Origin of the sequence: Nostoc sp. LEGE 06077, from assembly GCF_015207705.1 — a bacterium.
Taxonomy (GTDB): Bacteria; Cyanobacteriota; Cyanobacteriia; order Cyanobacteriales; family Nostocaceae; genus Nostoc_B.
The window spans coordinates 156,086-178,529 of record NZ_JADEWI010000001.1 but is presented as its reverse complement, the minus strand read 5'-3'; the positions used below and the strand labels follow the sequence as shown (position 1 = coordinate 178,529).

The window sequence follows — 22,444 nt, the reverse complement described above, 5'->3', positions numbered from 1 at the left end:
AATTTCTGGAATAGTAATATATATATTGTAATTTTTTACCGATAAACTATAAATATCTGTTTGAAGATTTAAGTCTATTTAAAAAGAAAGCGATCGCAGTAATTAATTTGAGGATTTACGCAGAGATAAACAGATTAGGCGTTGAGCGCCTGTCTATTGTTAGCTGGTGTGTAAGAATTTCTGCTATGACTATCTTCAAATGTAGCGAATCCTAGAGATTCTTTTTCGGTAATCAATCTGGCGCTACGTTTACGGGTGAGGTAGTTCCATCCCCACTGAATCATGACTAATACTTTGCTGTCAAACTCAATTAAGAAGTAGATGTGAATCAATAGCCAGAATACCCATGCAGAGAAGCCTTTTAATTTGATCAAACCTATGTCTACAACGGCTGAATTTTTGCCAATCATGGCTAGGTTGCCAAAATCAGTGTATTTAAATGGTCGCAGAGTTTTACCTTGCAGGCGTTTTTGAATTAATGCTGCAACGTATTCGCCTTCTTGTTTAGCGACGGGTGCGACACCAGGGAGGGGTTGACCATTTTGGTGGGAGAAGTTGGCTAAGTCTCCGACAACGAAAATGTTTTTGTGTCCTTTAATGCTTAAGTCTGGTTCGACAATCACTCGTCCGCTGCGATCGCATTCTACCCCAGTTTTTTGAGCTAAGACTTTGCCCATTGCTGAACCTTGTACGCCTGCTGCCCATAATACAGTTTTGGCGGCTATTTCTTTGAATTCATCACCTTGTTTGAGGGTAATGATATCGTTTTCAATATTGGTCACACGGGTTTTTGTCTGGACAATTACACCCAGTTGTGTTAAGGATTTTTCTGCTTCTTGGGATAATCCTGGCGAAATGTGTGGGAGGATGCGATCGCCCCCTTGCAATAGTAAAATTCTGGTTTCGGCGGTGTCGATGTTGCGGAAGTCTTCTTGCAGGGTTTTGTATGCTAATTCGGCGATCGCGCCTGCTAATTCTACCCCGGTAGGGCCAGCACCCACAATCACGAAAGTCAATAAAGCACGGCGTTTTTGCGGATCAGTTTCATGTTCTGCTGCTTCAAATGCCTTAAAGATCCGGCGACGCATTTCGATCGCATCTTCAACGGTTTTTAAGCCAGGCGCAACTTCTCTCCAGTTATCTTTACCAAAGTAAGAATGCTTTGCACCTGTGGCGACAATTAATGTATCATAAGGGATTATTCTATCAGCCAAAATAACTTGTTGTGCTTCTGGATTAATCTCATTTACTTCTCCTAGCACCACTTTGGTATTTTTGCTTTTGCTGAGGATTGAGCGCAATGGTGCGGAAATATCAGCAGGTGATAGCGCCCCCGTTGCAACTTGATATAAGAGTGGCTGAAATAAATGAAAGTTTCGTTTATCGATGAGGGTAACATTGACATTCGCTTTAGCAAGTGCCTTTGCTGCATACAGTCCACCAAAGCCACCACCAACAATTACGACTTCATGTGGTTGATGATTCTCAAGTGAAGCTTGCATAATTAATATTTCCTTGTGTTAAGAGGTTTGTAACTATTCTTAACTAATATGTAACAAATTCATGATATTTGTTACAGTCTATGTTGAACAATTGGCAAAATAATTAAATTAATTCAAGTTACGAATTTTAAGTTTTCTAGTACTATTTACTCAAATCTCATTTTGATTGCTAATCTTGAAAACCTTGTCTTATCAGTATTAAAGAGAATGAGGCGTTAGGTATAATTAATCAATTTGTGATAATTATAAGTGCTATAAAATTTTCTTTATTGATAATTAGCAACTAACTAAATAGTTGGAAATAAAATGAGTGAATACTCTCAAAATTATTAATAAATAAATAGTTGAATAATTTTATACCTCACGCAAAGATTTATAGCGAAGTGCTTATTTAGTATGAGGTTTGAATCGCACTATAGATAAAACTTGATAACCCTCACCTTGACGCAGACATTGACCCTCAACATCTAAAGGACAAGCAGTTTCAGCAAGATTTGGACGAGTCCCTTGCACATACTTGGCTGTAATTTCAACTTGTTGATTATGAAATGATTGCAAATTGGTATGAGAAACTTGAAGAGATGGACGCAAAATTAATCTATTTTGGTTTGATGTATCGGTAATTAGAAAGAATTCCTCGCCTTGATAAGCACGAAGCGACATCACAGGCGGAATTTCCTCATAAATTAATTTTCCCCGGAAGGTAGATATTTGAGATTGATGCACAACTCTATTTAATTCCTGTCTTGAGTTGTCTTTAGGCTGAATTGTCTGTGCGTCTACAATTCCCACAACTTGACCTAGGACTAAAATTAGTTGTAGTAAATCCATATATTAATGTGTATTTATTGATATAAAATAATTAATTTTATTTCAGTAATTAGGGTGTTACTGTGATGAGACTCACAATGTGCAAACAGGTATAGCTTTGAAATTAAACACCGACATACAATCCAAGATGGTTATTTTTTAACTCTAAGTGAACAATTACGAGTAATTTAGTATTGAATATGAATTAATCAACAGGCTAGTGTATGAGACTAAATTTTAGTCGCCGTCAATTTGTGGTATTTGGTTCAGCTACCTTTGCTACCAGCTTATTCCTCAAAGCTTGTAGCAGTAACCAAACCCAGACACCCACAGCGAGTAGTGGCGCTGAAGGGTTTAAAATAGCGATCGCCCTCCCTGGAGTCATCAGCGATAAAGCCTGGAATCAGTCTGGGTACGAAGGCGTAAACCTCGCTAAACAAAAACTCGGTGCAGAAATCACATATATAGAACAAGTCGCCCAAGCTGATCAAACAGAAGTATTAACAGACTTTGCGCGTAAAGGTTACAATTTAGTCTTCGCCCACGGTGGACAATTTGATGCAGCAGTAGAACAAGTTGCGACACAATTTCCCAATACATTTTTTGTTGGTGTGAATGGGAATGTGAAAGGCGAAAACATTGCTTCTTTACGCATAGATCACTTACAAGGTAGCTATTTGTGCGGCATTATTGCTGCTGATATGACCAAATCTAACAAATTAGCTTACATTGCTGGACAAGAATTTCAAGCAACTCAAGAAGAATTACACGGCTTTGAATTAGGTGCAAAATCAGTTAAACCAAATATTCAAATTGTTTCCACATTTACAGGAGATTGGAATGATGTCGCCAAAGCAAAAGAAGCAACACTCGCCTTAATTTCTGCTGGTGCAGATGTGATTTATCAATGGTTAGATAGCGCCTCACCCGCAGTTTTGCAAACAGCCAGCGATAAAGGTGTTTACGCCTTTGGGAATACAAAAGACCAATTAGATGTTGCACCAAAAGCAGTATTAACTAGCGCTGTGAAAAGATTAGATTTAGCCATAGCTTATTTAGCAGAACTAAGTAAACAAAAACAATTAAAAGGTCAAGTATATGCAATCGGTTTAGAACGACCGGATATATTAACTTTAGGAAACTTTGCCGCAGTCGTACCAGAAAAAGTAAAAAATAACGCCCTAAAAGTAAAACAAGAAATTATCGATAAAAAACTGACATTTGAAAATTGTCAAGAAGCTGGTAAAGATACACGTTGTCTTAAGAAATCATCAGCATAATTAGATAAACCTATGTTCAAAAAAACTATGAATTAAATGCTGTACTTAGAAAACCTCACTAAAAGCTTTGGCTCATTTGTTGCCAATGATCACATTAGCTTTAATGTTGATACAGGTAAAATTCATGCGATTTTAGGTGAAAATGGTGCAGGTAAAACCACTTTAATGAAGATGATTAGTGGTTTATATCAACCAGATGCTGGACAAATTTACATCCAAGATAAACCAGTTAAAATTACCTCACCTAATACTGCAACAAAACTAGGTATTGGCATGATTCATCAACATTTTATGCTAATACCTCAATTAACTGTTACCGAAAATATTATCTTAGGTTGGGAAAATAGCTGGCGCTTAAATTTGCGGACAAAACAACAAGAAATTGCGGCTTTATCTCAAGCTTACGGTTTAGAAATTGACCCCACCGCCAAGGTAGAAGATTTACCAGTGGGAATACAACAGCGTGTCGAAATTCTCAAAGTTCTTTACCGTCAAGCTAAACTTTTAATTCTCGATGAACCAACCGCAGTCTTAACACCACTAGAAGTTGATTCATTAATTATTATCTTACGGCAATTAGCCGCGGCAGGCAACACAATTATTTTTATCAGTCACAAGTTAGAAGAAGTAATTAACCTGTGTGATACAGTCACAATATTACGCCGGGGAAAAGTAATAGCAACAACTACTACTAAAGCAGCAACACCTCAGAAGTTAGCAGAATTAATGGTAGGACATAAAGTTGATTTACACATTAATAAATCACCAGCTTCACTAGGAAAAGTCATCTTATTGGTGCAGAATTTACAAGTTGCAGATGATAGAGGTATTACTGCTGTGCGTGATGTTTCCTTTCAACTACACTCAGGGGAAATATTAGGAATTGCTGGTGTCGATGGAAATGGACAGCGAGAATTAGCCGATGCAGTTACAGGCTTACGCAAGATTAGACAAGGTAAAATTGAGGTAAAAAAATCTTCAACGATTGCTTATATACCTGAAGATAGGCAAAAGATAGGTTTGATATTGCAATTTAGTATTGCCCAAAACTTAATTTTAAAAGCTTTTAAAAAATTACCTTTTTGTAGGAATTATTTATTACAACCAGCAGTAATCAAAAATCACGCCCAAGCTGCAATGCAAACATTCGATATCCGCGCGACAGGAGAAGATATCAAAGTTAGTCAACTATCGGGAGGAAATCAACAAAAAGTAGTGTTGGCGCGAGAACTTGCAGGTGAACCTAATTTAATTGTCGCTATGCAACCCACACGGGGGTTAGATGTAGGGGCTACGGCGGCGGTACATTCACAGTTGTTAGCAGAACGCGATCGCGGTGCGGCAATATTGTATATTTCTACTGAGTTAGACGAAATCATGGCGATGAGCGATCGCATTGCCGTAATCTACAGAGGAGAGTTCGCCGCTATTTTAGACGCACAGACGGCGACAGTGGAAGAAATCGGTTTATTGATGGCTGGGAGGAAAACTATAAAATAAAAGCGGACATTCAATTCCAGAAAAGGTGATACGTAAAAGGTATGAAAGAGTCAGGAGAAATTAAATAAGTAGACATAGTTTGACAAGTTATGTTAACTTGGCTTGATTTATTCCAGGGCTAATTACTATGTCACAAAATATTAGAATTTGGGATGTTTCTTCTTCAGGCATTCTCAGCGAGATTAAAAAATCTAAGCTTGACTTTGAACAGCGTATACAAGATTGGTTGGAGCAAGATATTTCTATTATTTCATATTTCACCTAACTTATTAGTAATAGGGAAAGAGGTTCAAACAGATTATGCTGGATTTATCGACTTTTTATGCCTAGATCAAAAAGGTGATATTTTTATTATAGAATTAAAACGCGGCAAAACTCCCAGAGAAGTTACTGCTCAAGCCTTAGATTATGCTTCTTGGGTAAAATATTTATCCAATGACCATATTACTAACATTGCTAATAGTTACTTGATAAACAAATATAATCTAGAGCTAGATAAAGCTTTTCAAAAAACATTCAAGATAGAATTGCCAGAAGTTATAAATACAAATCATCATATATTAATTGTTGCTTCTGAAATAGATAGTAGCTCTGAAAGAATTATTAATTATTTATCAGAAACTTATAGTATCAGTATTAATGCTGTAACATTTCAGTATTTCCTTAGTGAATATGGGAAAGAATTACTAGCAAGAGTATTTTTAATTGAGCCAAAACAGGTAGAAGGAAATACACAGCGTCAAAATAATTCTAAAAGACAACCAAATTTATCTTATGAAGAACTTGAAGAAATTGCTAAAAGTCATGGCTTAGAAACAATATATTCTACAATTTACAATAATTTAGTTAATAAATACTTTACTGTTGTGTCAACAACAAGAAGTTCATTGAGCTTGAAAAAAGGTAACAAAACTATATTTACTTTAATTCCTGTAGAAAGTAGTGCAGAAAAAGGTCTTAAATTCCGTATATATACGACAAGATTTTCAGATTTTTTGGGTATAAATCTAGAGGATATAACAAATTTATTGCCTGCATCACAATATGCTTGGGAAAATTACCCTGGTGCTACACTTGATTGGTCTGGACATGAAGGATTCTTCAATAATTTAGATTAAGTAGACACATTTATTGCCGGATTAAATACAATAACTTTGAAATCAGCTTAAGATATCGGTGTTGCACAAAGTAAGAGATGAAATTGATATATTCCAATTTCATCTCTTACTTTGTGCCTCTGCGTCTCTGCGTGAAATTCCTATAAATGACACCAATTAATCGAATTCACCCAGCATTATTGCCTATCCTATCACCGCTAATTGCAATTACCTCTGCCCTGATGGTTGGTGCTATCCTCATCATCTTTGCAGGCGCAAACCCTATCACTGCATACACAGCTTTATTTCAAGAGTCACTTGCCAATTACTTTGGTTTTGGTAACACCCTCACCAAAATGACACCGCTATTATTCACGAGTTTAGGTGTCTTAGTTGCATTAAAGGCTGGTCAATTTAATATCGGTGGCGAAGGACAAATTTATCTTGGTGCGTTGGGTAGTGCTTTAATTGGGCTATATGTGCAAAGATTACCGGCAATTATTCATATTCCCTTAGCTTTGTTCGCCGGATTTCTCTTTGGTGCAGTTTGGGGATGGATACCGGGTTATTTGAAAGCTGTGCGGGGAGTGAACGAAGTTATTACAACCTTGCTGCTGAATTACATTGCAGTGAATTTGGTTAGCTATTTGGTACAGAATCCTTTAAAAGCTCCAGCCGCACCTAGTCCTTATTCACCATTAATTGCCAAGTCTGCCCAGTTACCGATTATTTTAACGGGGAGTCTGGCTCATGCGGGAATTATCTTGGCGATAATTGCAGCGATGATATTATGGGTTTTGTTAGAGCGATCGCCTCTAGGATACCAAATCACCGCCGTGGGATTAAACCCCATTGCCGCCCGTTATGCTGGTATGTCGGTAGAACGCACTATTATGTTAGTTATGGCGTTAGCTGGTGGTTTAGCTGGGTTAGCGGGTGCTAGTGAAGTAATGGGGTTGAAATATCGCTTATTTGAACAAGTTTCTCCTGGTTATGGCTTTGATGCCATTGCGATCGCTTTCTTAAGTCGCGGTAATATTGGCGGTGTAGTCCTCACTTCATTATTTTTCGCCGCCTTGCGTAGTGGTGCAAATGTGATGCAACGTAGCGCCGGGGTTCCAGTTACTGTAGTTTATGCTATTCAAGGCTTGACTGTGTTATTTGTTGCTATTAGTCTCGCCATAGAAACCCAAAGGAAAGCTGAGGCTTAACGCCAAGAAATCTCTGCAATACTCTGCGTTATAAAAATCCGATGAATAACCTCAACTTCTTCTCTGATTATCTCGTCGCTAGTTTACACCTCTCTGTCCCCCTAGCTTTTGCATCCTTGGGCGGATTATATTCTGAACGGTCGGGAGTGTTGAATATTGCCCTAGAAGGAATGTTGCTGACTGGTGCTTTTACTAGTGCAGTAGCTACCTTTTACAGCGGAAATGTCTGGGTTGGTATGCTTGCGGCGGTGATAGCTGGGGGTTTGGTGGGTTTACTCCATGCTTTTTTATGCGTAACTTTACGCGTTGACCAGTTGGTATCGGGGTTAGCAATTAATTTGGTAGCTGCTGGGTTAACTGCGTTTTTCGCGCGGTTGGTGTTTAACGGTGCTAACACCCAAAGATTACCAGGAATTGAGCCTTTGAGCATTCCAGGTTTGGCAAATATCCCGGTGTTGGGAGTGCTGTTATTTCAGCAAGATATTCTTGTCTATTTACTGCTAATTTTAATTGCCGCTAGTGTATATGTTTTATTTCATACCAGCTTTGGCTTAACTTTACGGGCGGTGGGGGAACATCCCCAGGCGGCGGTGGCGGCTGGGATATCCGTAGTGATGGTGCGCTACTACGCGGTGGTGCTGAGTGGCTGTTTGGCGAGTTTAGGTGGCGGGTATCTAGTCTTGGTGCAAATTCGGTTTTTCAGTGAAGGGATGAGTGCAGGTAGAGGATTTATTGCGATCGCTGCTTTAATTTTTGGTAGATGGCATCCTATAGGTAGTACTTTAGCTTGTTTACTGTTTGGGGCAACAGAAGCTTTACAGTTACGTATTCAGGCTTTAGGCGTTAGCATTCCTTACCAGTTTCTAGTTATGTTACCTTATGCGATCGCTTTATTTGCATTACTTGGATTAGCTGGTAAAGCTTTACCCCCAAAGGCTTTGGGCGTGAAATATCATTCCGAAAATCGTGGGCTAGAATAAGTTCTATAACATTCGTTAGAAAATTTGATACTTGCTATAGTTGCATATAACCCTTGAGGGAATGTACACTTTTAATCATGATGTTTGCTTGATATTGCCACTAGCTTGTCATTGTCTACCCTTAACTTCAGCATAGACAATCCACCTAGTGAGTCATGTACGAGCTAGTTCATTCCGAGCCGCATAATAGGCGCGTGAAGATAACCTCGTAAACTGTTCAAATATTTACCAGAGAATGCTAATGCTACCCCGCTAAAAGCGAGGTAGTTTTTAGATAGAAAATGTAGAAGTCGGGTAGGTAGTCTTTAATTTAAAGGTGACTTGTTGTTTATGAATGGACAGCCACTAATTTTAGTTGTAGAAGAAAACTTACACAATTTAGAACTGCTAAATTATCACCTCAAATCCTTACACTTTTCTTGCATTTGCGCCAAACAAGGAATCAAGGCTTTAATATTAGCACAAACACATCAACCCGATTTAATCATCTTAGATATGATGATTTCTGATATTAGCGGCGGTCAAGTGATTGATTACCTCAAACGAGAGAAAAAAACTGCCAAAATTCCCATCTTTGCAGTTATTCCTTGGTATCTAGAACAAAACTCCGAACGCCTCTTTTTAACAGGTACTGATGGCTATCTCACCAAACCCTATAATTTGAGTAAATTAGACCTGCTGTTGTCCCGCCATCTTACTCAGTTAAATTCTTCAAGTTTGCTTTAGGAATAGATTCAGGATTCCGTACTTCTGGGATTTGTTGTAATACTACAATTATCCCAGTCCGACCTGTCACTAAATTTGTATTACTCATCAGGTCGAGTATTGGTTTACCAATTATTTCTTCAATTAAGTCTTGAAGTTGCTTTTTAATAATTTTGTCTAAAAATAAGCGTACTTGTTCTGCTAAATTATCATATCCACCAGATATCAGTGTCATCTCAACTTGGGTAGCAGATTTTTCTAGAGAAATCACCAATTCTGTATCAAAAAAATGACATATCACTTGGCTAGGACGCTGCCCTAGTTGTTCATAATATAAAGCACTGATACGCTGTGCAATTTCTCTTTCAAGTTGTCCAATAGTTGGGTATGACATTATTTTCGTCAGTATTTAGGCTCTAGTGGTTTGAGTGTTTGAATATGGTTTCAATAACATTATTATTGATTGATTCATATAATGTATATTCATACTATATATAGTATTCTCGGCAAACAATCAAGAGCAGATTAAATTATATTTTTTGGGTTGAATTTTGCTCAGAAAATTACCCATACTAAATAACAAAAAACTTATAGATAAATAATTACCTTAGCTATTATCACTTAAAAATAACCCACGTCAAGCAGAATATTGAGGATTAGAAGCAACCGTCAGTGAGAGAGAGAAACAAAGTTTTATCACATTAATTGTGTCTTCACATATTGCGCTATTTTTGATAAAATTAAGTATACTGACTTAATTTTTCTCAACCTCATTAGTAGGTGTAAGCGTACTTTGTTTGTGTAGCAGCGAATTCTATTCGACTAATACTTTTCAAATAACCTCTTAGACAAAGAATAGTAAATAAAATATTCCTTCTTTTCTGCCTCAAGATAGAAATCAGTAATGGAAGGTCAAACAGGAAGTAAAAAATTATCTTGTTTTTTGCTTTTTACTTCCCAAAGAAATTTGGCTGATGACATCTACTTATTTTGTGCCAAATAAGCGATCGCCTGCATCTCCCAAACCGGGAATAATATAACCATGCTCATCTAAATACTCATCAATGGCAGCAGTATAAATCGGCACATCAGGATGAACTGCACAGAAATGTTCTAGACCTTCTGGGGCGGCTAGTAAACAAACAAATTTCATTGATAAAGGGTTAGTAGATTTCAATCGTTCCACAGCTGCAACAGCAGAGTTGCCCGTCGCTAACATTGGATCAACAATAATCATGTCTCGCTGCTCAACATCATGGGGAACTTTGAAATAATACTCAATAGAAATTAATGTTTTCGGGTCGCGGTATAAACCAATATGACCAACTCGTGCTGATGGCATTAATTCTAACATTCCATCTAGAATTCCCTGTCCCGCCCGCATGATAGAAACTAACACCAGTTTTTTATCAGGCGCAAGCACTGGCGCATTCATTGGGGCGAGGGGTGTTTTAATCTCTTCATATTTCAAAGGGAAATTGCGTGTTACTTCATAACCTAGCAACAAACTAATTTCTTTCAGGAGATGGCGAAATTTCGTCGTACTAGTTTCAGCTTTCCGCATCAAAGTCAGTTTATGTTGAATTAATGGATGTTCAATAACTGTTACTTGATTTTGCATTTTTATGATTAGTCATTCGTCATTCGTTATTAGTCATTGGTCAATTGTGAATAAAATGAACAATGACAATTAAAATACTGTCCCATCACTGTCAATTTGGATAGGGGGTTTACCACCTTTTCTCAGTTGGGCGGCAATTTTACGCCCGGCTGTCCAGGTTCCCCCTTGGAGAATTTTCACTAAAGGCAGTTCTGCAACACTCATACCCAACTTTTTGCGGACTGTTGCAGCAATTTCATCTAACAAAATGACAGTTAAAGCCCGCCATTCAATGATTAACTCGGAATCGACAGAGTGAGATGAATGCAAAATTTCTGGGTCTTTGAGGCGAATTAATCCTAAATCAAGACATAACCCACCATTGCGATATTCGGGTAATCCAGTTAGGGCATCTAACTCAGTAATGATTAAACCAAGTTCTTGTAATGGTTCTAATAAAGAGTATGTTAACCATTGGGAAAGTTTGTGAAAGGGAATTAACCCATTATCAGTGATAGCAGAATGTTGCCAGACATCACCAAGATTCACCCCATCAATAGTTAATCTTCCCGGCCAAATATCACTCAGTCCTGCTAAAACTGCACTTAAAACTGTTGTCGCAGCTAACTGCCCATTTTGTGACTTACTAACAAGATAATTAACTAAATTTCCTGGGCGCGGGGTTTCTTCGCCAAATAAATGGGGGAAAGCAATTACCACTCGACCCAATCTCTGCAATAATTGCGATCGCCCACTCATTCCCACTAATGGATTTTCTGCACTTACCTGAAACCCCTGTGCTAATTCCACCTCAGTTAACCTGAGTAATTTCAACCCATCAACTTGCGGTAAACCTGAAAGCGAAAACGCCCCTTCACAAAACATCTTAAAGCTGGCAATAGCCAACCCTTCAGAACGTGCCAAACTTAAGCCTGTTTCCGACTCATGATAACGCCAACTTTCCCCCGCCCCCGCATCTAACAACACACTCACAATTGCCAAATCAAATTTAGCAATCGCTTGTTGTAAAGGCGTTAGTCCCGCTAACAAATTAGCCAACTTTGCCAAACGCGGTACACCCTGCGCTTCAAAATTCCGCCAACGACTATGAAAGGGAATATTTAAATCAGGATACCCATCCCGCGTCACCTCAATTACATAATCTGCCACCCGCCCCAACTGCGACAAATCACAAGTAAAATGACGTGACTTACCCTCATTCACCAGCGTAAAAATTTGCCCACACCTTTCTCTTATCGCTCTGGGCGACCGAAGATACTCAATTACTCTCTGTGAACTCTGCGTCTCTGTGGTTGGTATTTCCACCCTTCACCTCACACCCAAAATAATCAGGAGTAGAATAAGTTTTTACAAATCCCTAATCCCTACTCCCCTTGTTTACTCCAAAGAACGTCCTTTCACCTCAGCCAAACCGTCTGTATCCAAAACATCACCTGTAGTGTAATAACCCGCCGCCTTCTTCGCTTCAATTTCCACCCGCGCATCTTGAGGAATCAAATCTTCCGGTATCGCAATGCGTTCCACAATTTCAATACCTGATTGAGTAATGGCGTTGAATTTCATATTACTCATCGACACCATCCGGTCAATGCGGGTAATACCCAGCCAATGTAAGACATCGGGCATTAATTCCTGAAAGCGCATATCTTGGACACCCGCTACACATTCTGTCCGGGCAAAATAGGCATCAGCGCGATCGCCTCCTTCTTGACGCTTCCGGGCGTTGTATACTAAAAACTTCGTCACCTCGCCCAAAGCCCGCCCTTCTTTACGACAGTAGACAATAATTCCCACCCCACCTTCTTGGGCAGTTTGGACACATACCTCAATGCCGTGGACTAAGTAAGGGCGACAGGTACAAATATCTGAACCAAAGACATCAGAACCATTACACTCATCATGTACCCGCACAGCCACAGGTTTAGTAGGGTCGGTAATTGCGGCTAAATCTCCCACAATATATACAGTTAAACCGCCAATGGGGGGTAAAAATACTTCTAAATCAGAACGCGTCACCAGTTCGGGGAACATCCCCCCAGTTTGTTCAAACAACGCCCGCCGCAAATCTCCTTCGGTAATACCAAAACGTTTAGCAACTCCAGGTAAATACCACACTGGTTCTATGGCGGCTTTCGTGACAACCAAATCACCACCAGGTTTCATAATTTGCCCATCTACCTGCAAGCGCCCTTTCGCTACAGCCTCCTGCAGTTCTGGCATATTAATATGTGCCTTGGTGATGGCAATTGTCGGGCGGATATCGTAACCCTGCTGCAAATAAGCCGAGAAAACCTCTGGTGCGATCGCGCCAAAGGGATCAAGTGAGACAATTTTATCAGGGTCAGCCCAACTAGGATGGGGGCCAATATGCTCAATGGGTGAAGTATTCGTTAAATCAGCGCGGTGGTCTGTTTGCAAAGCACCACTTGCCACCGCTAAAGCGCGATAAATTGCATAACCGCCCGAATGAGTTCCAATCACATTACGATGTCCTTGGTTAGTCAACGTTGCAATTACCGGGCCGCGTTCCATCGCTTCACTTACACCCCAGCGAATTGGTATTGGCTTCGGGCCAAAATTACTCGGATGGGATGTTAAAACAATATGCCGGGACACACTATTTGGCTTTGGCATAGTCATACAATTTTAGATTTTAGATTTTGGATTGACCCCATAGAGAAACACGGGGTTGGAGAATTTTAGACTTTAATAGATCCGAGTTAAAAAATTGAGGATTTTCGATTGATTCAACAGATAACCCGGAGGGCTTCTACCATCGAGGAACTATTAGTCATGGGTTGATGTAATTTTTTTATGAATTATTAATCACTAAGTAGTTGTCAACTATCTGTAGTAAGTTTTTTGTTTTTAATGTGTGCTTGTTTAATGACTAATTATTTACAACTCCGTTATGTATAGTTTCGTATTTGTCAGTATTGGTTAATACAATTACTAACACAAAATTCTCTGATAATTCATACTAGTGTGGAATAAGTTTAAAGATGAGATTAAATGTCACTGAGAAGATAATTTTGTGCGAAAGTTATTAATAAGGTAAAAACACTAATCTCTAAATCTCTCAAATTCATGGATTCTTTATCTATTAATTCCTTACTTGAAGATTTGAAGAACCCTAATGCTTCAGTCCGGGAAAAAGCAACTAAGAAACTGTGGCGGATCTGGTTTCAGCAAAAGGGAATTCATGGTCTGGAAAAAATCGACCAAAGTCAAAAATTACTGGATGCTGGTAAAACTACTGAATCTGAATCACTGTTAACCCAACTGATTCAAGAACAACCCGATTTTGCCGAAGCCTGGAATCGTCGAGCTTTTCTGTACTACAGTGTCGGTAAATATAAAGAATCTTTGGCAGATTGTCAGATGGTCATCCAAATTAACCCAGTGCATTTTGGTGCATTGCATGGTATGGGCTTATGTTATGCCGCCATCGGTCAGTATGTTGATGCGATCAAAGCCTTTAGACGCGCTTTAGCAATTCAGCCTTACTCTTTAGTAAATCAAAAATTGATCTTAGAATGTACACTCAGACTCAGCTAAAACATTTGTCTGACTACATTCTTTTGTTCTATGAATCCGTTACCACCCTCAACAACAGTGATTCATCGCCTTAGTCGCCGCCAGTTTATTCAATATGGTTCGGTTTGTGTGGGAAGCAGCCTGCTTGCTGCTTGTAACAACAGCAACCAACCAGCAGATTCTAGTTCACAGTTAGATAAAGTCAGCTTTGGTACAAACTGGTATGCACAAGCAGAACACGGCGGATTTTATCAAGCGATCGCCACAGGTATTTATCAAAAGCATGGTCTAGATGTCACCATTAAAATGGGCGGCCCACAAGTACCTAGCGGCACTCAGTTGTTAGTAGGGGGTGCAGTTGATTTCTTTATGGGATATGGCATCGATGCTATTAACGCCATTGCCCAACAAATCCCCAAAATTACCGTTGCGGCCATCTTTCAAAAAGATCCGCAGTGCCTCATTACCCATCCCAACACAGCAACCAAAACTCTTGCCAACCTCAAAGGCAAACCAATTTACGTCTCAGCAGCAGCAAACATCACATATTGGCCACTCCTCAAAGTTAAGTATGGTTTTACCGACGACCAAAAACGCCCCTACAACTTTAATCCCGCCCCCTTCTTAGCAGACGAGACTTCAGCACAGCAAGGTTACATCACATCAGAACCTTACGCCATTGCAAAACAAGGCGGTTTTAAACCCACAGTCTTTTTACTAGCAGATTATGGTTACTCTACCTACGCCACAACTATTGAAACCACAAAAGCACTAGTAGAAAAAAATCCCGCTTTAGTCCAGCGATTTGTTGATGCCTCAATTCAAGGTTGGTACAGCTACCTCGAAAATCCCCAACCAGGAAATCAACTCATCAAAAAAGAAAATCCCGAAATGACCGATGACCAACTAGCTTACGGCATTGGAAAACTCAAAGAGTATGGGATTATTACTTCTGGGACTGCCGAAAAACAAGGTATTGGGGCAATGACAGAGGAACGCTGGAAAGTACTCTACGATAGTATGGTCAATGCTGGGATTTATAAGCCCAATATTACCTATCAAGATGCCTTTACCTTGCAATTTGTCAATAAAGGCATAGACTATTACAGCAGGTGATAGGGATAGGTTACAGGTTACAGGTTACAGGTGATAGGATTGCGAGACAAATCTAGATTAGGACTGACGCAAGAACTCTCTCAAACTCTTATAACTTCGCGTCCTACCCTGCGGGAAGCCGCTATCGCACGCGTCCTTTGCGGTACCCTACCCTTCGGGAAGCCGCTTCGCGTCTACGTTCAAAAGAATGAATAACCATCCAGCGATTACACTAAGTCACATTAGCAAGGTCTACGCTAATGGTACTGTTGCCTTACAAGACCTGAACTTAGAAATTCCCGCATTGCAATTTGTCAGCTTAGTAGGCGCGTCGGGATGCGGTAAAAGTACCGTATTGCGACTAATAGCCGGATTAGGTAAAGTTAGTTCCGGTAACATTGAATGGGGCATACCGCCAGCAACCCGAAAATTAGCCTTTGTCTTTCAAGATGCCGCCCTCATGCCCTGGGCAACCGTAAAAGAAAATGTCCGCCTACCACTGAAATTAGCGGGAATTTCTCAGCAAGATGCTCAACCCTTAGTACAACAGGTATTAGCATTAGTAGGACTAACAGATTTTGCCCATAGTTATCCTAGGCAATTATCTGGGGGAATGAAAATGCGAGTTTCCATTGCTAGGGCGTTAGTTACTCAACCTAACATTCTATTAATGGATGAACCCTTTGGGGCTTTAGATGAAATTACCCGCAGTAGACTTAACAGCGATTTATTAGATTTGTGGCAGAAATATCACTGGACTGTGGTGTTTGTGACTCATAATATTTACGAGGCGGTGTATTTATCGAATCGCGTCTTAGTTATGGGGACAAATCCTGGGCGGGTTGTGGCAGATATCACCATTGATGTAGCATATCCCCGTGATGAAGAGTTTCGCACATCAGTGCTGTATAACGAATATTGTCGGCAAGTTTCCCATTGTTTAGCCGCAGCGATGAATTAACCGCCGATGAAGATTTTTGAGAGGAATACACAAAGTAAGTTTATTTCTGCTGAAGTTTTAGCACCTGTTGTAGTTGGTGTGTTGGTATTGCTGCTGTGGGATATTTTGGTACGGTTGACTAAATTACCGCCTTATATTTTGCCTGGGCCGTTATTAGTATTTCAAACGTTAATTACCGACTGGAATGAATTATTTCCTTCGTTATTAATTACGTTACAAATTACGATAGTTGCCTTTATTGCTGCTGTAGTTTCTGGGTTACTAATCGCAATTTTGTTTACCCAAAGTAAGTGGATAGAAAAAAGCTTATTTCCCTATATGGTCATTTTACAGACAACGCCGATAGTAGCGATCGCACCTTTAATCATCCTCTGGTTCAAAAATAACACCTTCGCCGCCCTCGTAGTCTGTGCCTGGATAGTCGCCTTTTTCCCCATCGTCTCTAACACCACCCTCGGACTCAATAGCGTTGACCGCAACTTACTCAACCTCTTCCAACTCTACAAAGCCTCACGCTGGCAAACCCTCTGGTATCTCCGCTTACCCAGTGCCATGCCTTATTTCTTAGGCGGGTTGAAAATTAGCGGTGGTTTAGCCTTAATTGGCGCTGTCGTCGCTGAATTCGTCGCCGGCACAGGTGGTGCAAAATCAGGAATTGCCTACCGTATCCTCATTTCCAGCTATAACCTGCAAATTCCGCGAATGTTTGCCGCCTTATTTCTCACCACTGGCTTAGGTGTATTAATATTTGTCAGCCTCAGTTACCTATCGGATTTTATATTAAGTAAATGGCATGAAAGCGCCGTTAAAAATGAAAACTAGGTCGTATTTGTTAACTTTCATCTTTATATACCTCACTACGATGTCTAACTTCGTAAATCAAGCAACGTCCTTGTTTTTTTCATTAACGATTTCTTGTTTAATGTCCTCCCAAGCAATCAGACTATTATTTTCAACATCACTCTTAGCAGCATAATATGCTTTTAAATCATTTTCTTCCTCTTCATCTTCGATTTTTTGCAGTAGAGCGTAAATCTCATCTAGGGTAGTGTCATAAGCTTGATTTAACAGTGAGTTGATTGCTTTGATTAATTGTTCACGTTCGTGTTCGGTTTTCATTTTTATCTCTCTTCTAAAGTTTGTAAAAGTTCAATTATTTCCTGATTTAGCATTATTAGCAATAATGATCCTAGCTCAGAATTAGTTTAGACCTTATATTAAGTAAGTGGCATGAAAACTAATAAAACGCAGAGTAACGCAAAGAAATTCTCAGCGTACCTCCGCGTTAACCTTAGCGCCCCTCTGCGTTAAACAAAAAACTATGGCAACTACCAATTTAGAAACCCTCACTGCTGCTTTTACAGATATAGAAACCATCACCGACCCCAACCAAGTAGCTAAATTATCCCAGGATTACCATACCTTTAGCCCTGTCCTTGTACCCAAATTAGCAGGCAAAGTCGGAGATATTGTTGTCCGTCCTAGCAACGAAGCAGAAGTAATCAAAGTAGCATCGATATGTGCAGAATTACGCATACCTGTAACTGTGCGCGGTGCGGGAACAGGGAATTATGGGCAGTGCGTACCGATGCACGGTGGCGTAATTTTAGATATGACCAAAATGCAGGAAATTCTCTGGGTCAAACCAGGGATAGCACGGGTACAAGCTGGGGCGAAATTAGCAGCTTTAGATAAAAAAGCGCGAGAAAGTGGCTGGGAAATGCGAATGGCACCCTCAACCTACCGCACAGCAACTATTGGCGGGTTTATCGCTGGTGGGAGTGGTGGTATTGGGTCGATACAGTATGGGTTGTTAGGCGATCGCGGCAATCTTTTGGCCTTGCGCGTGGTAACTTTAGAAGATGAACCCCGGATCATCGAACTGCGCGGCGACGAAGTGCAGAAAGTTAACCACGCTTGGGGTATTAACGGTATCATCACTGAAGTGGAAATTCCTCTAGCACCTGCTTATCCTTGGGCGGAAGTTATTGTCACCTTTGACGACTTTATGACAGCTGCTAAGTTTGGTCAGTCATTAGGTAACGCTGATGGAATGATCAAAAAAATCATCTCTATTTTTGCCTCACCCATCCCGCAATATTTTAGCCCCCTACAGCAATATATTCCTGATGGTACTCATGCAGCGTTATTAATGGTTGCCGAACCCAGTTTAGAATTTCTACCTGGTTTGGTACAGCAATACGGCGGTCAAATTACTTATCAAAAGCCAGCCCAAGAAGCAGGTAAAGGCTTAAATCTGGCTGAATTTACCTGGAACCACACCACCTTACACGCCCGGACTGTCGATACTTCTATTACTTACTTGCAAAGTATCTTTCCCGCCGACAAAGGTTTAGAACTAGTAGAAGAGCTATATCATTATTTCGGTGATGAAGTGATGATGCACTTAGAATTTATTCGCGTCAACGGTCGGGTAATTCCTGCGGCTTTACAACTTGTGCGTTACACCACCGAAGCACGCCTGAATGAGATTATTCACTACCACGAAGCAAAAGGTGTGTTTATTGCCAATCCCCACACCTATATTATTGAAGATGGCGGTAGAAAAGTAATTGACCCTGAACAGTTGAAATTTAAAGAAATGGTTGACCCTTATGGGTTAATGAATCCTGGTAAAAGTAAAGTGCTGAGTGCTGAGTTTTGAGTGCTGAGTGCTGAGTAAACATTCTTTTCCTGCCATCTGCCTCCTGCCTCCTGTCATCTGCCCCCTACCTTGCCATAACGATAATTTTTAACACTGAGCCACTTAAACTAATGAAAGGTATTGCGACTGATATTGCATCTATTGTTGGCGAAGAAAATATTGTTCTTTGGGAAAATCTGGAAGTCAGTCAACAAAAACCTATTCAACAGGCGACAACTTCTATCAATTCGCCTTGTATTGTCTATCCCCCCACACAAGCACAATTATCTCAAGTCATGGCTACTGCCTATAAAAATAAGTGGCGTGTTCTGCCTTGTGGGAGTGGGAGTAAACTGAACTGGGGTGGTTTAGCCAAAGGCATTGATATTATAGTCAGCACAGAACGGATGAACCAACTCATTGAACACGCGGTTGGTGATTTGACTATAACTGTGGAAGCTGGGATAAAATTCTCTCAAATGCAAGGTATTTTGGCAAAATCACGCCAATTTCTCGCCCTTGACCCTACTGCACCAGATGAGGCAACTATCGGTGGTATTGTGGCTACTAGTGATACAGGTTCTCTGCGACAACGTTATGGTAGTGTCCGTGACCAGTTGTTAGGTATTACTTTTATCCGTGCTGATGGACAAATTGCCAAAGCTGGTGGACGAGTTGTCAAAAATGTTGCCGGTTACGACTTGATGAAGTTATTTACTGGTTCTTACGGTACATTAGGAATTATCAGTCAAGTAACTTTTCGTGTCTATCCGATGCAGGAAGTGTCGGGTACTGTGGTGTTGACTGGTACAGCCGAAGCTATATCTCAAGCGGCTTCTACATTGCGAAGTTCAGCTTTAACTCCAACTCAGGCTGATTTGCTATCCAAACAACTTGTATCTAATTTAGGTTTGGGTCAAGGACTGGGATTAATTGCCCGGTTTCAAAGTATTAGTGAGAGTGTCAAAGAACAATCAAACCGACTTTTGGAACTCGGCACACAGTTGGGTTTAAATGGGGCAATATATGCCGATGCCGATGATACTAATCTATGGCAGAGATTGCAAAATCAAATCAAATCTCCTAGCACAGAGTCTATAATTACTTGCAAAATAGGAATATTACCTAGTGCCGCTGTGGAGATTTTGCAGCAGGTGAAAATTGGGTTAATTCATAACAGTAGCGGTTTAGGCTGGCTAGAATTAGAGGAGAAAAATCAGGTTTTAAAAATCCGCGATCGCACTCAAGCTCATCAAGGTTTCTTATCAATTTTAACTGCACCTGTCACAGTCAAACAAAATATTGATGTTTGGGGATATTCAGGGAATGCTTTACCTTTGATGCGCGGGATTAAATCACAGTTTGATAACCAAAATATTTTAAGTCCGGGTCGATTTGTCGGTGGAATTTAACTCACTAATACCAATAAATTCCTATTGAAACTTATTTCATAGACCAGCATAAAAGAGTGACTAGTATGTTTACTTAGCACTCAGCACGGGCTGAACGCCCCGCTACCGCTAACAGCACTTTCAACTTAGAGGAAAAATATGCAAGTTTCAGAAAATTCTGTTAACAATACCGCTAGTATTAAAAATTTAAAAGGTTTTGATAATAATCATCCACCTGACCCCAAGTTGATTGATACTTGTGTACATTGTGGATTTTGTCTTTCAACTTGTCCTAGTTATCGAGTAATTGGTAAAGAGATGGATTCTCCCAGAGGGCGTATCTATCTGATGGATGCAATTAATGAAGGGGAAATTGCCCTAAATACAGCCACAGTTGAACATTTTGATACTTGTTTAGGGTGTCTTGCTTGTGTTTCCACTTGTCCTTCCGGCGTACAATACGACAAACTAATTTCCGCAACTCGCCACCAAGTTGAACGTAATTATTCCCGCAGTTTACCAGATAAAATTATACGTCACTTAATATTTTCTCTGTTTCCCAACCCAGATATTTTACGCATTTTACTTGTGCCGTTATTTGTTTATCAAAAGTTGGGATTTTCTAAGTTATTGCAGTCAACTGGCATTCTCAAAAATATCTCGCCACGATTGGCAGCAATGGAATCAATTCTGCCACAAATTACTGTCAAATCATTTCAAGATAATTTACCAGATATTATTCCGGCAAAGGGACAGAAACGCTATCGAGTTGGGATGATTTTGGGATGTGTGCAACGGCTGTTTTTCTCACCTGTAAATGAGGCGACAGTACGAGTATTAACAGCAAATGGTTGTGAAGTTGTGATTCCCAAATCTCAAGGTTGTTGTGCTGCACTTCCCGAACACCAAGGACAAACAGAACAAGCCAAAGCCTTAGCCAGACAGATGATTGATAGTTTTGCTAATACTAATGTAGATTTTGTTATTATTAATGCTGCTGGTTGTGGACATACATTAAAAGAATACGCGCACATTTTAGCTGATGATCCAGAGTATCGAGAAAAAGCGGAGAATTTTGCAGCTAAAGTTAAAGACGCGCAAGAGTTTTTAGCAACTGTTGGCTTAACAGCCAAACTATCACCAATCACAGATAAACCTTTAACTTTGGTTTATCAAGATGCTTGTCATTTATTACATGGGCAAAAAATTAGTCTGCAACCGCGTCAATTATTACTCCAAATTCCCGGCGTGACTTTAAGAGAACCTTTAGATGCGGCTTTATGTTGTGGTAGTGCTGGTGTTTATAATCTACTGCAACCAGAAGTAGCAGAGGAATTAGGTAAACAAAAAGTCCAGAATTTATTAAATACTGGTGCTAATTTAATTGCTTCTCCAAATCCTGGTTGTGCTTTACAAATTACCAAACATTTAGAATTACAGGGGAAAGATATTTCGGTGATGCACCCAATGGAGTTATTGGATTATGCAATTCAGGGTTTACAGTTGAGATTGTAAGACTTATTCAGATTTCCTAGTATGCTGAGGTACGAATTTATCTATAGCAATCTGCGGTTAATTATTTTCACTGTACCTCAGTAAGAATAAGATTTTCTAGTTTATAGTCATCTAAATTACCTTCAATTTGACTACAAAAGTTCAGAGAATAGTAGGTTGGGTGTAGCGATAGCGTAACCCAACAAAGCCTTGAGAATGTTGGGTTCCGTTCCTCCACCCAACTTACACCAGTCTAAGTTGTTGCCTGTTGTCCTAGCCAGTTAACTCTGATTAATTCACGTTCACTAAAAAGACACCATTCAATTAACTGGCGCACAGACAATGGAGTAATAATCGAATCTATTTCCCATTGTGGACAAAGTACACGAATCCATTTATTACCTGCATCTGGTAGCCCAGGAAATTCTTTACCAATGATAATTAAATAACGTGTTGATGCAGGCTGCTGTAAATGATATTTAACAATAAAATCTTTATTTTCAGAAGTTACGTGTAAGACAAAATCAGCCGAATCTGGATCATCTTTTATATACCAGATAAATTTACGATTATTAATTACAATTTTCCGCCGATTTTTAGTGCTGACAGCCATAAT

Annotated in this window: 21 protein-coding genes; 13 read left to right on the top strand and 8 right to left on the bottom strand. The window is 39.8% G+C overall.

Annotation, left to right across the window (positions count from 1 at the left end; translation table 11 throughout):
• Positions 1 to 134 precede the first annotated feature (134 nt).
• Complete coding sequence (locus IQ244_RS00785) at positions 135 to 1,502, bottom strand: NAD(P)/FAD-dependent oxidoreductase (RefSeq protein ID WP_193889159.1); 1,368 nt, start codon at positions 1,500 to 1,502, stop codon at positions 135 to 137.
• 387 nt (positions 1,503 to 1,889) lie between these two features.
• Complete coding sequence (locus IQ244_RS00780; RefSeq protein ID WP_193889158.1) at positions 1,890 to 2,333, bottom strand: hypothetical protein; 444 nt, start codon at positions 2,331 to 2,333, stop codon at positions 1,890 to 1,892.
• A 203-nt stretch (positions 2,334 to 2,536) separates the two neighbouring features.
• Here IQ244_RS00780 and IQ244_RS00775 point away from each other — a divergent pair, with 203 nt between their 5' ends.
• From IQ244_RS00775 to IQ244_RS00750, 6 genes are all read left to right on the top strand, one after another.
• Positions 2,537 to 3,592, top strand: coding sequence for a BMP family protein (locus tag IQ244_RS00775; protein WP_193889157.1), 1,056 nt, complete (start codon positions 2,537 to 2,539; stop codon positions 3,590 to 3,592).
• Positions 3,593 to 3,628: 36 nt separating this feature from the next.
• Complete coding sequence (locus IQ244_RS00770) at positions 3,629 to 5,092, top strand: ABC transporter ATP-binding protein (RefSeq protein WP_193889156.1); 1,464 nt, start codon at positions 3,629 to 3,631, stop codon at positions 5,090 to 5,092.
• Between the two features lie 152 nt (positions 5,093 to 5,244).
• Complete coding sequence (locus tag IQ244_RS00765) at positions 5,245 to 6,210, top strand: hypothetical protein (protein ID WP_228058651.1); 966 nt, start codon at positions 5,245 to 5,247, stop codon at positions 6,208 to 6,210.
• A gap of 146 nt (positions 6,211 to 6,356) precedes the next feature.
• A complete protein-coding gene (locus IQ244_RS00760; protein ID WP_193889155.1) occupies positions 6,357 to 7,400 on the top strand; it encodes an ABC transporter permease in 1,044 nt (347 codons plus the stop codon).
• A gap of 41 nt (positions 7,401 to 7,441) precedes the next feature.
• Positions 7,442 to 8,380 carry an ABC transporter permease gene (locus IQ244_RS00755; protein WP_193889154.1) on the top strand — a complete coding sequence of 313 codons (939 nt, stop codon included), beginning with the start codon at positions 7,442 to 7,444 and terminating at the stop codon, positions 8,378 to 8,380.
• 330 nt (positions 8,381 to 8,710) lie between these two features.
• Positions 8,711 to 9,106: a response regulator gene (locus IQ244_RS00750; RefSeq protein WP_193889153.1), complete on the top strand. Its 396-nt coding sequence runs from the start codon at positions 8,711 to 8,713 to the stop codon at positions 9,104 to 9,106.
• Here the strand turns inward: IQ244_RS00750 and IQ244_RS00745 are convergent.
• The 4 genes from IQ244_RS00745 to IQ244_RS00730 all read right to left on the bottom strand — a co-directional run bounded on the left by IQ244_RS00745 (position 9,075) and on the right by IQ244_RS00730 (position 13,340).
• Positions 9,075 to 9,479, bottom strand: coding sequence for a DUF2294 domain-containing protein (locus IQ244_RS00745; RefSeq protein ID WP_193889152.1), 405 nt, complete (start codon positions 9,477 to 9,479; stop codon positions 9,075 to 9,077). The genes IQ244_RS00750 and IQ244_RS00745 overlap by 32 nt on opposite strands.
• 591 nt (positions 9,480 to 10,070) lie before the next feature.
• The gene (gene upp / locus IQ244_RS00740) at positions 10,071 to 10,706 is read right to left on the bottom strand and encodes a uracil phosphoribosyltransferase (RefSeq protein ID WP_193889151.1); all 636 of its coding nucleotides are present in this window, start codon (positions 10,704 to 10,706) and stop codon (positions 10,071 to 10,073) included.
• 69 nt (positions 10,707 to 10,775) lie between these two features.
• The gene (locus tag IQ244_RS00735) at positions 10,776 to 12,011 is read right to left on the bottom strand and encodes a URC4/urg3 family protein (protein WP_193889150.1); all 1,236 of its coding nucleotides are present in this window, start codon (positions 12,009 to 12,011) and stop codon (positions 10,776 to 10,778) included.
• 72 nt (positions 12,012 to 12,083) lie between these two features.
• A complete protein-coding gene (locus IQ244_RS00730; RefSeq protein WP_193889149.1) occupies positions 12,084 to 13,340 on the bottom strand; it encodes a GTP cyclohydrolase II in 1,257 nt (418 codons plus the stop codon).
• A 453-nt stretch (positions 13,341 to 13,793) separates the two neighbouring features.
• Here IQ244_RS00730 and IQ244_RS00725 point away from each other — a divergent pair, with 453 nt between their 5' ends.
• The 4 genes from IQ244_RS00725 to IQ244_RS00710 all read left to right on the top strand — a co-directional run bounded on the left by IQ244_RS00725 (position 13,794) and on the right by IQ244_RS00710 (position 17,121).
• On the top strand, positions 13,794 to 14,264 hold the full coding sequence (locus IQ244_RS00725; protein WP_193889148.1) for a tetratricopeptide repeat protein: 471 nt from the start codon (positions 13,794 to 13,796) through the stop codon (positions 14,262 to 14,264).
• 30 nt (positions 14,265 to 14,294) lie between these two features.
• Positions 14,295 to 15,359 (top strand): ABC transporter substrate-binding protein, encoded by a 1,065-nt coding sequence (locus IQ244_RS00720; RefSeq protein WP_193889147.1) that lies wholly within the window; start codon positions 14,295 to 14,297, stop codon positions 15,357 to 15,359.
• Between the two features lie 187 nt (positions 15,360 to 15,546).
• Positions 15,547 to 16,299 carry an ABC transporter ATP-binding protein gene (locus IQ244_RS00715; RefSeq protein ID WP_193889146.1) on the top strand — a complete coding sequence of 251 codons (753 nt, stop codon included), beginning with the start codon at positions 15,547 to 15,549 and terminating at the stop codon, positions 16,297 to 16,299.
• Between the two features lie 6 nt (positions 16,300 to 16,305).
• Positions 16,306 to 17,121, top strand: coding sequence for an ABC transporter permease (locus IQ244_RS00710; RefSeq protein ID WP_193889145.1), 816 nt, complete (start codon positions 16,306 to 16,308; stop codon positions 17,119 to 17,121).
• Positions 17,122 to 17,178: 57 nt separating this feature from the next.
• Here IQ244_RS00710 and IQ244_RS00705 read toward each other — a convergent pair whose 3' ends face one another.
• Positions 17,179 to 17,418, bottom strand: a complete 240-nt coding sequence (locus IQ244_RS00705; protein WP_193889144.1) for a hypothetical protein — start codon at positions 17,416 to 17,418, stop codon at positions 17,179 to 17,181.
• A 202-nt stretch (positions 17,419 to 17,620) separates the two neighbouring features.
• Here IQ244_RS00705 and IQ244_RS00700 point away from each other — a divergent pair, with 202 nt between their 5' ends.
• From IQ244_RS00700 to IQ244_RS00690, 3 genes are all read left to right on the top strand, one after another.
• Positions 17,621 to 18,964: an FAD-binding oxidoreductase gene (locus tag IQ244_RS00700; protein WP_193889143.1), complete on the top strand. Its 1,344-nt coding sequence runs from the start codon at positions 17,621 to 17,623 to the stop codon at positions 18,962 to 18,964.
• A 110-nt stretch (positions 18,965 to 19,074) separates the two neighbouring features.
• Positions 19,075 to 20,355, top strand: a complete 1,281-nt coding sequence (locus tag IQ244_RS00695) for an FAD-binding oxidoreductase (RefSeq protein WP_193889142.1) — start codon at positions 19,075 to 19,077, stop codon at positions 20,353 to 20,355.
• A gap of 138 nt (positions 20,356 to 20,493) precedes the next feature.
• Positions 20,494 to 21,849 carry a (Fe-S)-binding protein gene (locus tag IQ244_RS00690; RefSeq protein WP_193889141.1) on the top strand — a complete coding sequence of 452 codons (1,356 nt, stop codon included), beginning with the start codon at positions 20,494 to 20,496 and terminating at the stop codon, positions 21,847 to 21,849.
• A gap of 232 nt (positions 21,850 to 22,081) precedes the next feature.
• Here the strand turns inward: IQ244_RS00690 and IQ244_RS00685 are convergent, their stop codons facing one another.
• A complete protein-coding gene (locus IQ244_RS00685; RefSeq protein ID WP_193889140.1) occupies positions 22,082 to 22,441 on the bottom strand; it encodes a hypothetical protein in 360 nt (119 codons plus the stop codon).
• Positions 22,442 to 22,444: the final 3 nt, after the last annotated feature.